The organism is Pantoea cypripedii (assembly GCF_002095535.1).
GTDB lineage: Bacteria > Pseudomonadota > Gammaproteobacteria > Enterobacterales > Enterobacteriaceae > Pantoea > Pantoea cypripedii.
This window is the reverse complement of record NZ_MLJI01000001.1, coordinates 3,942,729-3,957,710: the sequence shown is the minus strand read 5'-3', so window position 1 is coordinate 3,957,710 and position 14,982 is coordinate 3,942,729. Positions and strand designations below refer to the sequence as shown.

Genomic DNA, 14,982 nt, shown 5'->3' with positions numbered 1-14,982 from the left:
GTTATTGCGCGCGGATAAAGCTGCCGTCAGGCTGACGGGTAAACAGCACCGGGCCGTTGCCGCTATCCACGGTTAATCCCGTCACCACACCCTGCGCATTCTGGCGAATTTTCACCTGCTGACCCGTCTGCAGGGCGCTCAGCGGCTGATCATTACCTTCCACCCGCGCCATGGCAAACACATCACTCACCGGTAAATTGTTATCACGGAACAGCTGCGCCAGCGTCTGGCCTGAAGCCACGGTATAACTGCGCCATTCACCCTGAGAATCGGGTTTTGGCGTGTTGTTTTGCGCGTTGTTGTTGTCATAAATATCTGCCTGCATTGGCACCTCTTTGGCCGCGTTATCGCTGACCGGACGCTCCACCGGATACTGAGGGGTGCTGGACGGCCACAGGAATGCCAGCAGGATAATCACCAGTGCAATCACGATACCGCGACGATGCAGGGCGGGTAGCGGATCCATCCAGCGTACGTTATCCAGCAGATGCCAGATACGGCCCAGACTGCCGGGAAGTCGGGAAGGGGTAGCAGAAGCCATTCGTGGTTCCTCCTCACTGGTAACCGGGCGTTTGCCTTGCGGCAGCAAGTTCCGCAACCAGGGTAAAGTACGCGGGGTGCGCGTCCTGCGACGTCGTGGGGCGATCTGGCCCATGTATTCTCTCTTATCTCGACGGTGGAAAGGTTTATCCTTTCCTTAAATGTAGTATGGGCAATACCGGCGCGAAGTGCCTGCCAGCATTGAAAATTCTGATCTGTATATTGTTTCTCTTTCCCTGAGAAATGTCATCTGCGATGCGTGAGATTTTACGCCAGCGGCCTGCGCTGTTATGCTGCCGTTTCAATTTTTTCTCCGGGATTAAGGAATCAAGATGACGACCCCTTCATTTGACAGCGTCGAAGCACAAGCAAGTTACGGTATTGGTTTACAGGTAGGCCAGCAGCTGCTGGAGTCCGGACTGCAGGGTTTGCAGCCGGAAGCGCTGCTCGCGGGCCTGCGCGACGCGCTGGAAGGGAATTCACCGGCAGTTCCGGTTGATGTGGTACATCGTGCGCTGCGCGAAGTACACGAGCGTGCGGAAGGCGTGCGTCGTGAGCGCGTCCAGGCGATGGCGGCAGAAGGCCAGAAATTCCTGGATCAGAACGCCCAGCGTGAAGGCGTGAGCAGCACCGAATCAGGTCTGCAATTCAGCGTCATCAAACAGGGTGATGGGGCTATCCCGTCTCGTCAGGACCGTGTACGTGTACACTACACCGGTAAACTGATCGATGGCACCGTGTTTGATAGCTCAGTGGCGCGTGGCGAACCAGCAGAATTCCCGGTTAGCGGCGTTATCGCAGGCTGGATTGAAGCTCTGACCCTGATGCCGGTTGGCTCCAAATGGGAACTGGTGATCCCACACAACATCGCCTACGGTGAGCGTGGTGCTGGCGCATCCATCCCGCCGTTCAGCACGCTGATCTTCGAAGTCGAGCTGCTGGAAATTCTGTAAGCCGCAGTCAGGGCGGCGGTTGCCGCCCTTCATTTCCTATTTCTGCTGTAAATTTACTTGCCAGATAGAACCCCAGGGTTCCCGGTCATCGTGTGACTGCTTAAACCAAAATGCAGGGTGGTGATAATTTCAGCACTTTTTGTATTCTTTTTCGTCATCTGACACTTCACTGTTTCCCTGATGTCATCAACATAGCTCTTTCTCTGAAGATTGTTGCGATCCCTGCGCATAATTTGTGGAGAAACGCAGCAGATATAACCACATCTCATACGTGACGCCAGGCGATGAACTATGATATTGATATTAAAATAGATTGCTCTCGCGACGGGTTTAAATGTCAGATGAAACAGGTCGCCTGCTAAAATAGTTACAGGTTTGCTGTTAGCAGCGAGCAAGCAGAATCAGCAGAAAAGAGGTGAAGAATGTTAGAGCAAATTTGCCAGCTGGCCCGTGCCGCAGGTGATGCGATTATGCAGGTGTATGATGGCGCGCAGCCGATGGATATCGAACGTAAGGCGGATGATTCGCCGGTCACGGCTGCCGACCTTGCCGCGCATCAGGTGATTCTTCATGGGCTACAGGCCCTGACGCCGGAAGTGCCGGTATTGTCAGAAGAAGATCCCCCGGCCTGGGAAGTCCGTCAGCAGTGGCAGCGCTACTGGCTGGTGGATCCGCTGGATGGCACCAAAGAGTTTATCAAGCGCAACGGTGAATTCACGGTGAATATCGCGCTGATCGAAAAAGGAAAACCGGTACTGGGTGTGGTTTATGCACCAGCCATTGGCGTGCTTTATTCTGCTGCGGAAGGCAAAGCCTGGAAAGAAGAGGGCGGACACAAAACCCAGATTCATGTGCGTGATGCGCGTCCGCCGCTGGTGGTGGTGAGCCGTTCGCATTTCGACAAAGATGAAGAACTGCAAGAGTATCTGCAACAACTGGGCGAGCATCAGACCACGGCCATCGGCTCCTCTTTGAAATTCTGCCTGGTTGCCGAAGGCAAAGCCCAGCTCTATCCACGCTTTGGACCGACCAACATCTGGGATACCGGAGCCGGACACGCAGTGGCGATTGCCGCAGGCGCTCATGTGCATGACTGGCAAGGTAAAACCCTCGACTATGCACCGCGGGAATCCTTCCTCAATCCAGGCTTCCGCGTCTCCCTGTTCTAGGCATATTGGTAGCGGCGTGATTTATCGCGCGCCCTGGCCCTTAAATCCACGCCGCTACGACAGCAACTTATGCAGTAAGGTGATGACCTGCTGCACTTCCTGCTGTGTCAGTGCGCCATCTTTGGCGTATTGCACCCGCCCGTTCTTATCCAGTACCACGATGGCTGAGCTTCCCTCCTCCAGTTGCCAGGCTTTGCTGACGTTGCCGTTGCTATCGACGATAAATTGCGACCACGGATACTGTTGCTTATTGCTTTCGATGCTGCTGCGTACAAACATGCCGGTACCAGGGGTGGCATCGTCAGTATTGACCACTGTGGTGGTCTGGTAGCGGTCGTGGGGAAATTTGGCGGCTTTAATGGCCTCAATCAATGCCGCATTCTTTTCTTTTGCTGACGAACGCCCGGCGATATGCATGATAACCCGCACTTTTCCCACCAGCTGCGCGCTATTCCACGGGCGATAGCTAAACTTGTCCTGAAGATAGATCAGTTCCCCTTTGTCATTGACGCCGACCGCAGGAACGCGTTCGCCTTGCTTGAACAGATGTGCCGCAGCGAGATTGGGCAGAAGTAGTGCCAGTGCTAACACCATGTGTGGCAATCGCATAAAAGTGGCTCCTTGGTGATCCGACCAGTTGGTCATGTTCCTGCAATATTAAGCGTGGATGATGCGCCCTGTCGCGACGAGTTAACAGCTTTGCAACCGATGCCACAATTCCTTAATCACTGAAGGTTTATACTGGATTCTGTGACCTCGGTAACAGAGTGTTCTGTAATGATGTGTCAATTCAGTAAAAAATTCATTTTTTCGGAACATCCGCAGCGCAGGATGTTCTATAGTTTAGGCCTCATTTGCGCTTCATGGGCTCGTACCGATGTTGGCAACGAAGAAGCGTATTCTTTCTGTACAGGAGTTAGAACAACATGAAGATCTTCCAGCGTTATAATCCGCTGCAAATTGCGAAATACGTAAAAACGCTATTTAAAGGAAGGTTGTATATCAAGGACGTTGGCGCATTCGAATTCGATAAAGGGAAGGTGCTTATCCCGCGCGTCAAAGACGTACAACATTTGAGCGTGATGTCTGAAATCAATCGCCAGGTGATACGGTTAAAAGCCGAGTACAACTAAGCAGAAGAAAGGGCGCCGAGGGCGCCCTGAAGTGGCGCGATTTATCGCGCCTTTGTTTTTTCTGTTACCCGAACCCGCTACGATGAGGGGGTTTCTGCATCAGCCGCCGCGTTTTTAGCCACATTCAGCACTGGCGGGCGCTCATCGATACGCGTGACCAGCAACTGGTCGATGCGATAGCTATCGATATCCACCACTTCAAACTTATAACCGGCAAACTTCACGAAATCGGTACGTTTCGGGATCTTACGCAGCATATACATCATAAAGCCGCCGATGGTTTCATAATTACCCGACTGCGGAAACTCGTCGATATGCAGCACGCGCATCACGTCATCGATAGGGGTGCCGCCCTCCACCAGCCATGAATTCTCATCACGCGCCACAATCTGTTCTTCCAGCCCCTGGCCTACCAGGTCACCCATCAGCGTGGTCATCACATCATTCAGGGTAATAATGCCCACCACCAGCGCATATTCGTTCATGATCACCGCGAAGTCTTCACCCGCGGTTTTGAAACTTTCCAGCGCTTCTGACAACGTCAGCGTATCCGGCACAATCAGCGCGGAACGGATCTGCACGCCGCTATTCAACGCCATGCTCTGATTGCCCAGCACGCGCAGCAGCAGCTCTTTAGAATCGACGTAGCCGACGATATGGTCGATATCGCCATCGCAGACGAGGAATTTGGAGTGGGGATGTTCGGCGATTTTTGTTTTGAGGCTGCCTTCATCTTCATGCAAATCAAACCAGATGATATTTTCGCGCGATGTCATTGAAGACGGCACGGTGCGCGATTCCAGCTCAAACACGTTCTCAATCAGCTCATGTTCCTGTTTACGCAGCACCCCGGCAAGCGCACCCGCTTCCACCACCGCGTAGATATCATCGGAGGTGATGTCATCTTTACGCACCATTGGCAGTTTAAAAATGCGGAAGAAGACGTTAGCCAGGCCGTTAAACAGCCACACCAGCGGACGGAATACCAACAGGCAGAAGCGCATCGGATTGATAATGCGTAGCGCAATGGTTTCCGGCGCGATCATCCCCACCCGTTTCGGGGTTAAATCGGCAAACAGGATGAACATGCTGGTGACGATGGTGAAGGAGCAGATGAAGCTCAGCTGATCGGCCAGCTCCGGTGACACAAAACGAATGAACAGAGAACGGAAAGCCGGTGAAAACGCCGCGTCACCGACGATACCGCCGAGAATCGCCACTGCGTTCAGGCCGATCTGCACCACGGTGAAGAACATGCCTGGCGTCTCCTGCATTTTCAGGACACGCTGTGCGTTGATATTGCCTTCGTCGGCCAGCAGTTTCAGCTTGATCTTGCGGGCAGCAGCCAGCGAGATCTCCGACAGGGAGAAAAACGCACTGATAACAATCAGTAAAAGAATGACAAGTAAGCTATCGAGCATAAAAGATCCGTTGGGTTAATCACTTGTCATTTTTGGCCTGGGCAGCATGGGAATGGGCGTACGTCCGGTACTCACCAATCAAACAGGGCTATCCGTGCCAAAAATGTCTGCGCCAATTCGACAAGGCAGTTAAGCGTCGGGGCAGAAATGAATGCAGGTGTTGCCTGCAGGACGCTGATTATAGCAGCAGCACTTATCATGCCGCTAGCGGAGACGTCAGGCGGCTTAAGAATAGTCTGAGTGCGTGCTGGTAAACCACAGAAGCGCCGCTTCGTTGTTGTATCGATCCCGTCATTTGCCGACAATAGTGACGATTTGGCTTAATTGCCGCGTTTACACAGCTGTTCGGGGAAAAGAGCGGCTATGCTGATGGGTATGCCTGCGCTGGATTTTACCCGCGAAACAGATACATGCCCCTGCGGAATAGGGGCAGGCATTATTAACAGGAGTAAGCGTGCCACGATTTCATATTTATTGCATAGCCAGCCTGCTGCTGGTGGCACCCGCTCTTGAGGCGGCTAAGGTGCGATTGCAGCTGGAAGGTTTATCCGGGGATTTAGAGAAAAACGTCAGGGCGCGTCTCTCCACCATTGGTAGCGACGAGGTTTCTAACGATGGTCGTTTTCGCGCCCGTGTTTCCGTCGCGGTGAAAGAAGGTTTGCGCGCACTCGGTTACTATGAACCACAGATTGATTTTGAATCGCGTCCGGCACCGCCACAGGGTGGACGTCCGGTATTGATCGCGCGCGTCACGGCCGGAGAGCCGGTAAAGATTGGCGGCAGCACCATCGTGGTAGAGGGTGCGGCAAGAAACGATCCTGATTACAAAGCCTGGGTTAAACAGGGCACGCCGAAGGTCGGTACCCAGCTTAACCACGGTGATTACGATAGATTTAAAAGCGGTTTTTCCAGCCTGGCACTGCGTAATGGTTATTTTGATGGTGACTTTAAGCAAAGCCAGCTTGGTGTATCCGTTGAACGCCGGGAGGCTTTCTGGGATATCGACTACGACAGCGGCCCGCGCTATCGCTTTGGCGATGTCACTTTCCAGGGCTCCCAGATCCAGGAAGCTTACCTGCGCAATCTGGTGCCGTTCAAAAAGGGCGACCCTTACAGTTCGCGTGATCTGGCGGAACTGAACCGTCGTCTTTCCGCCACCGGCTGGTTCAATTCGGTGGTGGTGGCACCGGACTTTGCCAAAGGGCGTCAGACCAAGGTACTGCCGCTCAACGCGGCCGTGTCTCCGCGAGTAGAAAATACGCTGGAAACCGGTATTGGCTATTCCACCGATGTGGGCCCGCGTCTGAAAGGCACCTGGAAAAAGCCCTGGATCAACGATAGCGGCCACAGTCTGGCCACCAGCGCCTATATTTCAGCGCCAGAACAGCAGATCGATCTGAGCTACAAAGTCCCGCTGCTGAAAAGCCCGCTGGAACAGTACTACACCTTCTCCGCCGGGCTGAAACGCACCGATCTGAACGACACCAAAGCCGATACCAGCACGCTCGGCGTATCGCGTAACTGGGATAGCAGCAGCGGCTGGCAGCGGGCGATCAACCTGCGCTGGAGCCTCGATCACTTTACTCAGGGCAGCGTCACCAACACCACCATGCTGCTTTATCCTGGCGTCAGCCTGAGCCGCACCCGTTCGCGCGGTGGTTTGATGCCCACCTGGGGTGACTCGCAGCGCTATTCCGCTGATGTATCGGATACCACCTGGGGATCGGATGTCGATTTCCTGATCCTGCAAGCGCAAAACGTCTGGATCCGTACGCTGGGTGAGAAAAACCGTTTTGTGATACGCGGCAATCTTGGCTGGATCGAAACCAACGACTTCGACAAAGTGCCACCTGACCTGCGCTTCTTCGCCGGGGGGGACCGCAGTATTCGCGGCTACAAATATCAGGGCATCTCGCCACGCGATGACAATGGCAAGCTGACCGGTGCATCCAAACTGGCGACCGGTTCGCTCGAATATCAGTACAACGTGAGCGGAAAATGGTGGGGAGCGGTGTTCATCGACTCCGGTGAAGCGGTTAACGATATCAAACAAAGCAACTTCAAAACCGGTGCGGGCTTCGGCGTGCGCTGGGCCTCTCCGGTCGGGCCGATCAAACTTGATATCGCCCGCCCGATTGGTGATAGCGAGGAGCACGGATTGCAATTTTATATCGGACTGGGGCCTGAACTATGAAGCTGTGGAAAAAGGTCCTGATTGGTTTTGGTATTTTTCTGCTGCTGATTGTTGGCAGCATGGCTTTCCTGATTGGCACCACACCGGGTTTGCATCTGCTGTTGAAGGGCGCCGATCGCTGGGTGCCGGGTTTGTCGATCGACAACGTTGAAGGTGGCTGGCGCGATCTGACGCTGAGCGGGGTGAAGTACAGTATGCCGGGGGTGAGCGTCGATGCCGGGCGCTTCCATCTGGCGCTCAATCTCAACTGCCTGCTGCACTCGTCGGTGTGCGTCAACGATATCGCGTTGCAGGATGTCAGCGTGGTGGTGGATAGCAAGCAAATGGCACCAGCCAGTACGCCCCCGCAGGAGCAGTCGAGCGGCAGCACCAACCTCAGCACGCCTTATCCGATCACGCTGAGTAAAGTCGGGCTGCACAACATCAATGTCAAAGTGGATGACACGGCGGTTTCGCTGCTCGATTTCACCACCGGTATGCAATGGCAGAACCGCGCCCTGACGCTGACCCCCACCCATATCGAAAGTTTGCTGATTGCGTTGCCAAAAGCGGCCAAAGTGGCGGATGAACAGGTGGTGCAGCCGAAAGTACAGCAGCCTAAACCGGATGAAAAACCGCTGGGTGAGACGTTGCAGGCGATGTTCGCGCAACCGCTGCTGCCCGCACTGCCAGACTTCCAGCTGCCGCTGGATATCACCGTGCAGGAACTGACGGGCAAACAGCTGCGTATTACCGGCGATACCGATGTCACCATCAACAGCCTGTTGCTGAAGGCCCGGACTGCCGATCGCCATCTGCAACTGGAAACCTTCGCTGTGGATTCGACTCAGGGGCAACTTAACGCCAGCGGCGATGCCACTCTGGCGGATAACTGGCCGGTAAACTTTGCCCTTAACGGCGCGGTGAATCTCGACCCGATTAAGGGCGAGAAGATTAAAATGAATCTCAGCGGTGCGCTGCGTGATGAGCTGAAACTGGCGCTCAATTTGTCCGGTCCGGTCCAGGCGCAGCTGGATGCTGCAGCACAGCCTGCCGTGGCGGGTTTGCCGTTATCGCTCAGGCTTACCAGCCCGGAATTGCGCTGGCCGCTGACCGGTCCGGTGCAGTACCAGGCCGACAACCTGGATTATCAGTTCAAGGGCAAAGCCACCGATTATGTGATGTCGCTGCGTACCGCCGTGAAGGGCGAAGGAGTGCCGCCAGCGGCGATTTCTCTTGATGGCAAAGGGAATGTACAGCAGTTCAGCCTCGACAAACTGCGCGTGGCGGCGTTGCAGGGCAATATCGACCTGACCGCGCTGGTGGACTGGAGCAAAGCGATTAGCTGGCGCAGTGAGCTGACGTTGTCCGGCATCAATACCGCAAAACAATACCCGGACTGGCCAGCGAAGCTGGATGGCAAAATCGCCACGCGCGGCAGCCTGTATGGCGGCAGCTGGCAACTGAGCGTGCCGCAGCTACAGCTGAAAGGGAACGTCAAACAGAACGCGGTCAGCGCTGACGGCTCCCTGACCGGCAATAGCTACAATCAGTGGAAAATCCCCGGTATCAACCTGGTGCTGGGGCGTAACCATGTAGACGTCAAAGGTGAACTGGGCGATGCGCTGAATCTGGATGCCAGCATTGATGCTCCGCATCTCGACAACGCGTTGCCAGGGCTGGGTGGGGTGGCGAAAGGCACCATCAAGGCGCGCGGGACGCTACAGGCTCCGCAACTGCTGGCCGACCTTACCGCCACTGGCCTGCGCTGGCAGCAACTGCAAATTGCGCGCGTGCTGTTGCAGGGGGATGTGAAATCCAGTGACCAGATTGCGGGTAAAGTGCAGTTGCGGGTGGAGCAGCTGAAACAGGATGCGCTGGCAATTAAATTGCTGACGCTCAATGCCGACGGCAACGAGAAGCAGCATCAGCTAAAACTTGAGGTGCAGGGCGAGCCGGTCTCCGGTCAGCTGGCGCTGAACGGCAGCTTTGATCGCAAAACCCAGCACTGGCAGGGCACGTTGAATAATACCCGCTTCGATACGCCGGTGGGCGAGTGGCGTCTGACGCGTACCATGGCGATTGATTATCTCAACAGCAAGCAGACCGCCACCATTGGGCCACACTGCTGGCAGAACCCGAACGCGCAACTGTGTGTGCCGGAACCGATTGAAGCGGGAGCCAGCGGCCATGCGCATGTGGTGCTCAGCCGCTTTGATTTGGCGATGCTCAAACCGTTCCTGACCGATGAAACCAAACTGGCAGGGGTGTTCAGCGGTGATGCACGGGTTAACTGGACTGCCGACGGCGCGTTGCCGACCGGTACCGTCTCGCTGAAAGGCAACGGCGTGAAAGTGGAGCAGGATGTGCAGGGCAACACCTTGCCCATCGCCTTCGACACTCTCAACCTGAATGCCGCGCTGCGTAATGGCCGTGCCCAGCTCGACTGGCTGATACACATCGCCAACAATGGACAGCTGAGCGGTGACGTGCAAATCGCCGATCCGCAGCACCGTCGTCAGCTGTCGGGTAACGTGAATATCAGCAATATTTCGCTGGCGATGTTCAACCCGGCATTGATGCAGGGCGAGAAAATCAAAGGCAATCTCAACAGCGCCCTGCGTCTCGGCGGTAATCTGCAACAGCCGCAGGTATTCGGCCAGCTGGGGCTGAGTGGCGTCAATGTGGAAGCCAGCTTTATGCCGGTTGCCCTCACTGCCGCCAATCTCAACATGGTGTTTAACGGTATGAGTTCTACCCTCAATGGGTTGATTCAGACCGCGCAGGGCAACATCAACCTCAACGGGAACGCCGACTGGAGCCAGCTGAATAACTGGCGGGCGCGCATTGCTGCGCAGGGAAGCCGGGTACGTGTCACTGTGCCGCCGATGGTGCGCATGGACGTGTCGCCAGACCTGGTGTTTGAAGCGACACCCGCCGCCTTCAATCTTGATGGTCGGGTGGATATCCCGTGGGCGCGCATCACGGTGCAGGAAGTACCGGCCAGCGCGACTGGCGTGTCGTCGGATGAGGTGATGCTGGACCAGAATCTGAAGCCGATTCAGCCGAAAACCACGGCGATCCCGATCAACAGCAATCTGGTTATCCACGTCGGCAACGATGTGCGCCTGTCAGCCTTTGGCCTGAAAGCCAAGCTGAACGGTGACCTGAAGCTGGTGCAGGATAGAACCGGTCTCGGCTTAAACGGCCAGATTAATATCCCGGATGGTCGTTTCCATGCTTATGGTCAGGATCTGATTGTGCGCAAAGGTGAGCTGCAATTTGCCGGACCGCCGGATCAGCCTTATCTTAATCTGGAAGCGATTCGTAACCCGGACTCCACCGAGGATGACGTCACCGCAGGTATCCGCGTCACCGGGTTAGCTGATGAGCCGAAAGTTGAAATCTTCTCCGACCCGACGATGTCGCAGCAGGAGGCGTTGTCTTATCTGTTGCGCGGTCAGGGACTTGATGCCAATGGCGACAGTAACGCATTAACTTCAGCGTTAATTGGTCTGGGGGTTGCACAAAGTGGGCAGGTTATGGGTAAAATCGGCGAGACGTTCGGCGTCAGTAACCTTGCGCTTGATACCACCGGCGTTGGCGATAGCCAGCAGGTGCAGGTGAGCGGTTATGTGCTACCGGGTCTGCAAGTAAAATACGGTGTTGGCATATTTGATTCACTGGCGACCTTAACCTTGCGTTATCGCCTGATGCCCAAACTTTATTTGGAAGCTGTGTCTGGTGTTGATCAGGCACTCGATTTGCTCTATCAGTTTGAGTTTTAGCAATGCGAATAATTGTCTACGGCAGTTTACGGCGCAAACAGGGAAACAGTCACTGGATGACGAATGCGCAATGGCTTGGTGACCACCAGATTGAAGGGTACGAACTCTACAATCTCGGTCACTATCCTGGCGTGATTGAGGGTGAGGGCAATGTCAGTTGCGAGGTTTATCGCATCGACGCCAGCACCCTTGGCGAATTGGATGCCCTGCGCACCAAAAATGGCGAATACAAACGCCAGTTAATCCAGACGCCCTTCGGCAGCGCCTGGCTGTACGTTTACCAGCGTCCGGTTACCGGTCGCTCGCGCATCATCAGTGGTGACTGGTTGCAGCGTGATAACGAATCAGAAGCATAAATAAAACACCGTCCAGTTGGACGGTGTTTTTTTATGCGCGAAGGGCAGCAGAATTATTTCTTCTGCGCGCGCTCGTAAGAAGAGATGATCTCGGCTTTGGCCGCTTCAGCGTTATCCCAGCCGTCAACTTTAACCCATTTGCCTTTTTCCAGATCTTTGTAGTGCTCAAAGAAATGGGTGATCTGTGCACGCAGCAGTTCCGGCAGGTCGTTCACATCTTTGATGTGATCGTACTCTTTGCTCAGCTTGGTGTGCGGTACGGCAACCAGTTTGGCATCTTCACCGGATTCGTCGGTCATTTTCAGCACGCCAACCGGACGGCAACGGATCACAGAACCCGGCTCCAGCGGATACGGGGTCGGCACCAGTACGTCAACCGGGTCACCATCCAGAGACAGGGTGTGGTTGATGTAACCGTAGTTGCACGGATAGAACATGGCGGTAGACATGAAACGGTCTACAAACAGGGCGCCAGACTCTTTGTCCACTTCATATTTGATCGGATCGGCATTGGCCGGGATCTCGATGATGACATAGATATCTTCTGGCAGATCTTTACCTGCGGGCACCTGGTTCAAACTCATCTGGCTTTCCTTCATTAGTCGTAAGTTGAGTGTCGGCTATTATAGCCAACTGACTCTGAAAGTATGCCCCCTTTTTGGCGTTTCGGAATGGTCCAGCCGCTTACTTCGCCGCCACAAACAACGAGACGATACCTGCGGCAATCAATGGCCCTACTGGAACGCCACGGAAGAAGGCCACACCAATCACCGTACCAATCAGTAAGCCGCCAATCACCGAAGGTTGTGCGCTCATAAAATGCACGCCACGACCGCCAAGCCAGGCGACAAATACCCCCACCAGAATGGCCACAATCGATTGCCAGTTAGCGAACGACTTAATCAGCGAGGAAGCGGGCAGCGAGCCGCTGGCCAGCGGGGCCATCACCGCCACGGTAAGAATAATGATGCCGAGCTGAATACCCTGCTTTTCCACATAAGGGAAGAATTGTGCCAGCGGGGTAATTTTGATCACCAGCAGAAGCAGAATCGAGATGGTGACTGCGTTGTTATGAACGAAATAACTGAGCACAGCGAGGCAAACCAGAATAATGGTGGAGGCATAAGCAGCCATGATTTCTCCCAGAGGATTGAAGGGGCACTGGCAACGACCAGCTCGAAGCGGTTTTTTTACCGCCCCCATTTATCAACAATCATCGGGATTGGCGCAACTGCCTTTGTTAATTGATTGCAGCATCAGTGCCTGGTTGCGCACCAGATTCACGCCCTGTGCCCCCAGGGAAAGCGATGCCATCGTGCCCTGGCTGGCAAAGAAGTAACTCCTGCTGGCCTCCAGCCAGCTGTCACGGTAAGCCAGCCAGGCGCGTTGTGCGCTGCGTAATTTGGCTTTAGGTTCACCGGTTAATTTTTTCATTGCCTGCGCGTATTGCTGATTCATCTCCTGATCCCATGCTTTATTTGCACTGTCGTAACATTGCGTGAGCGCGACAGTGCTGGATTCCTTATTCAGACACTGCTGTAACTTCAGGTCGATGGCATTTTCCTGCGCAGTCGCATAACCGCTCAGTAACAGACAGGCAACCGGGAAGTATTTATTCATCGTGATATTCCTTATTCGGGATGAAGATGACTTTAGCGATTTTGAAGAAAGGGTGATCATCAGCTCATTGACCATCAACAGTGGTTAAAGTTTAGCAAAGTGACTGCCGATAACTTATCCGTTTTAGGGCTGCTGGATTTCTGCCTTTTTTCATACACACGGGTACTATCATGATCAAAAATTTATCAATACGGACCGGTTTACTCGCTTTACTCGCTTTTATGACGCTACTGCTGCTGGCGGTCAGCACTCTGGGCATTTACGCCATCAATGCAGGTAATCAGTCGCTGGATGTTATCAATCGCATCCAGGGTGTTGAACTCAATAGCCTGTATCAAAGCAACGCAGACCTGATGCGCGCCCGCGCCAGTGGCGCTCTGGCGGTGCGCAAGATCGAAATCGGCTTGCTGGATGAAGGGGCCGCAGTGACGAAACAGGCGCAGGCTGATGTCGCCACTTCGCAGCAACACCTGAAGAGTTTTGTCGATGCCGGTACGGTGACAGTGCAGGGGAAAGCGCTGGCAGACGCGGTGGCCGCCAGCTTTGCTGCCTATCTGCAACAGGGCATCACGCCGATGATGGATGCGTTGCAGAAGCAATATACCGATGAATATTACACGGTGCTGGAGGGCAACCTTTCGACGCTGGCCGCCAATTACGCCAAAGCGGTGCAGGATTTCAGCCGCTATGCCGATCAGGTGTCAGCCGAGCGACTGGCCCAGGCGGCGCGCAACGAAATACAGATGAAAGTCCTGATTGGCATCGCGGTGCTGATGACCCTGCTGATGATTGTGCTGGCATGGCAGTTGTTGCGTCGTTTGTTACTGCGTCCGCTGGAGGGGGCGATCGGGCACCTGCAACAGGTCGCGGAGGGGGATTTATCGCAGGCACTGCCAGCCACTGCCAATAACGAACTGGGCCGACTGAATCAGGCGCTGGCCGCTATGCAGCTGGCCTTGCGTGATTCGGTAAACCAGGTTCGCGAAGCCAGCCTGCAAATTGATGTCGGCAGCCGTGAACTGTCGGCAGGTACCGTGCATTTGTCACAGCGTACCGAAGAATCCGCAGCCTCGCTGGAGCAGACCGCTGCCAGTATGGAGCAGCTCACCGCGACGGTACGCCTCAATGCCAGCAACGCACATCAGGCGCACCAGCTGGCGAACAGCGTCTCGGATACCGCTGATCGCGGTGCCGAAGTGGTGTGTTATGTGATGGAGAAGATGCGGGAAATCACCCACAGTTCTGACCGTATTGCCGATATTCTCAGCGTGATTGATGGCATCGCCTTCCAGACCAATATCCTCGCGTTGAATGCTTCTGTGGAAGCGGCGCGCGCCGGTGAGCAGGGACGGGGTTTTGCCGTAGTTGCCAATGAGGTGCGAACCCTCGCTGGCCGCAGCGCTACCGCCGCCAAGGAGATTCGTGAGTTGATTAGCGAATCCCAGGTCCGGGTCAAAGAGGGGACTGACATGGCCACCCAGGCGGGTGAAACCATGGATGAAATCTCCAGTGAAGTGATGCGTGTGACCGCGTTGATGAAGGAGATTTCAGTAGCATCTGAGGAGCAGAGCCGTGGCATTGAGCAGGTCAATCAGGCGGTGACGCAGATGGATGAGGCGGCACAGCAGAACGCCGCACTGGTGGAAGAAGCCAGCGCCGCGACGCAATCGCTCGAAGCGCAGTCACAGCAGTTGCAGGCTTCTATGGCGCAGTTTCGTATAACGACGGTGTAAATTAAGGTCTGGTCGGTAGCGGCACAATAAATTGTGCCGCTACAAAATGATACGATCATCATTACTGATATTCTGCTACGTTAATCAGGGTAAAAT

General features: G+C 54.7%; 13 protein-coding genes. 7 read left to right on the top strand and 6 right to left on the bottom strand.

Annotation, left to right across the window (positions count from 1 at the left end):
• Window position 1: 1 nt before the first annotated feature.
• Window positions 2-655 carry an OapA family protein gene (locus tag HA50_RS18400; protein ID WP_158087420.1) on the bottom strand — a complete coding sequence of 218 codons (654 nt, stop codon included), beginning with the start codon at window positions 653-655 and terminating at the stop codon, window positions 2-4.
• A gap of 217 nt (window positions 656-872) precedes the next feature.
• Between HA50_RS18400 and fklB the strand changes: the two genes are divergently transcribed.
• Together fklB and cysQ are read left to right on the top strand one after the other, a co-directional pair.
• Entirely contained in the window at window positions 873-1,493 is a 621-nt protein-coding gene (gene fklB, locus HA50_RS18395) for a BamJ family beta-barrel-assembly machinery protein (protein ID WP_084877117.1), read from the top strand.
• A gap of 422 nt (window positions 1,494-1,915) precedes the next feature.
• On the top strand, window positions 1,916-2,662 hold the full coding sequence (cysQ, locus tag HA50_RS18390; RefSeq protein WP_084877115.1) for a 3'(2'),5'-bisphosphate nucleotidase CysQ: 747 nt from the start codon (window positions 1,916-1,918) through the stop codon (window positions 2,660-2,662).
• Window positions 2,663-2,716: 54 nt separating this feature from the next.
• Here the strand turns inward: cysQ and HA50_RS18385 are convergent, their stop codons facing one another.
• Entirely contained in the window at window positions 2,717-3,271 is a 555-nt protein-coding gene (locus tag HA50_RS18385) for a YtfJ family protein (RefSeq protein WP_084877111.1), read from the bottom strand.
• A 317-nt stretch (window positions 3,272-3,588) separates the two neighbouring features.
• Here HA50_RS18385 and HA50_RS18380 point away from each other — a divergent pair, with 317 nt between their 5' ends.
• Window positions 3,589-3,795, top strand: a complete 207-nt coding sequence (locus HA50_RS18380) for a DUF1107 domain-containing protein (protein WP_084877108.1) — start codon at window positions 3,589-3,591, stop codon at window positions 3,793-3,795.
• A gap of 77 nt (window positions 3,796-3,872) precedes the next feature.
• Here the strand turns inward: HA50_RS18380 and paeA are convergent, their stop codons facing one another.
• Window positions 3,873-5,216, bottom strand: a complete 1,344-nt coding sequence (gene paeA, locus HA50_RS18375; RefSeq protein ID WP_084877105.1) for a polyamine export protein PaeA — start codon at window positions 5,214-5,216, stop codon at window positions 3,873-3,875.
• A gap of 454 nt (window positions 5,217-5,670) precedes the next feature.
• On the opposite strand from paeA, the gene tamA reads away from it, so the two are divergent.
• Genes tamA through HA50_RS18360 form a run of 3 tightly spaced genes read left to right on the top strand, consistent with a single transcriptional unit; the run spans window position 5,671 to window position 11,533 of the window.
• Window positions 5,671-7,410 (top strand): autotransporter assembly complex protein TamA, encoded by a 1,740-nt coding sequence (gene tamA, locus HA50_RS18370; protein WP_084877101.1) that lies wholly within the window; start codon window positions 5,671-5,673, stop codon window positions 7,408-7,410.
• Complete coding sequence (gene tamB / locus HA50_RS18365) at window positions 7,407-11,177, top strand: autotransporter assembly complex protein TamB (protein WP_084877098.1); 3,771 nt, start codon at window positions 7,407-7,409, stop codon at window positions 11,175-11,177. The genes tamA and tamB overlap by 4 nt, the downstream gene beginning before the upstream one ends.
• A gap of 2 nt (window positions 11,178-11,179) precedes the next feature.
• Window positions 11,180-11,533 carry a gamma-glutamylcyclotransferase family protein gene (locus HA50_RS18360; protein WP_084877095.1) on the top strand — a complete coding sequence of 118 codons (354 nt, stop codon included), beginning with the start codon at window positions 11,180-11,182 and terminating at the stop codon, window positions 11,531-11,533.
• A 53-nt stretch (window positions 11,534-11,586) separates the two neighbouring features.
• Here the strand turns inward: HA50_RS18360 and ppa are convergent, their stop codons facing one another.
• The 3 genes from ppa to HA50_RS18345 all read right to left on the bottom strand — a co-directional run bounded on the left by ppa (window position 11,587) and on the right by HA50_RS18345 (window position 13,153).
• Entirely contained in the window at window positions 11,587-12,117 is a 531-nt protein-coding gene (gene ppa / locus HA50_RS18355) for an inorganic diphosphatase (protein ID WP_031376399.1), read from the bottom strand.
• Window positions 12,118-12,217: 100 nt separating this feature from the next.
• Entirely contained in the window at window positions 12,218-12,667 is a 450-nt protein-coding gene (locus tag HA50_RS18350) for a DUF441 domain-containing protein (protein ID WP_084877092.1), read from the bottom strand.
• Window positions 12,668-12,739: 72 nt separating this feature from the next.
• Entirely contained in the window at window positions 12,740-13,153 is a 414-nt protein-coding gene (locus tag HA50_RS18345) for a lysozyme inhibitor LprI family protein (protein ID WP_084877089.1), read from the bottom strand.
• 173 nt (window positions 13,154-13,326) lie between these two features.
• On the opposite strand from HA50_RS18345, the gene HA50_RS18340 reads away from it, so the two are divergent.
• Window positions 13,327-14,886: a methyl-accepting chemotaxis protein gene (locus HA50_RS18340; RefSeq protein ID WP_084878609.1), complete on the top strand. Its 1,560-nt coding sequence runs from the start codon at window positions 13,327-13,329 to the stop codon at window positions 14,884-14,886.
• Window positions 14,887-14,982 lie beyond the last annotated feature (96 nt).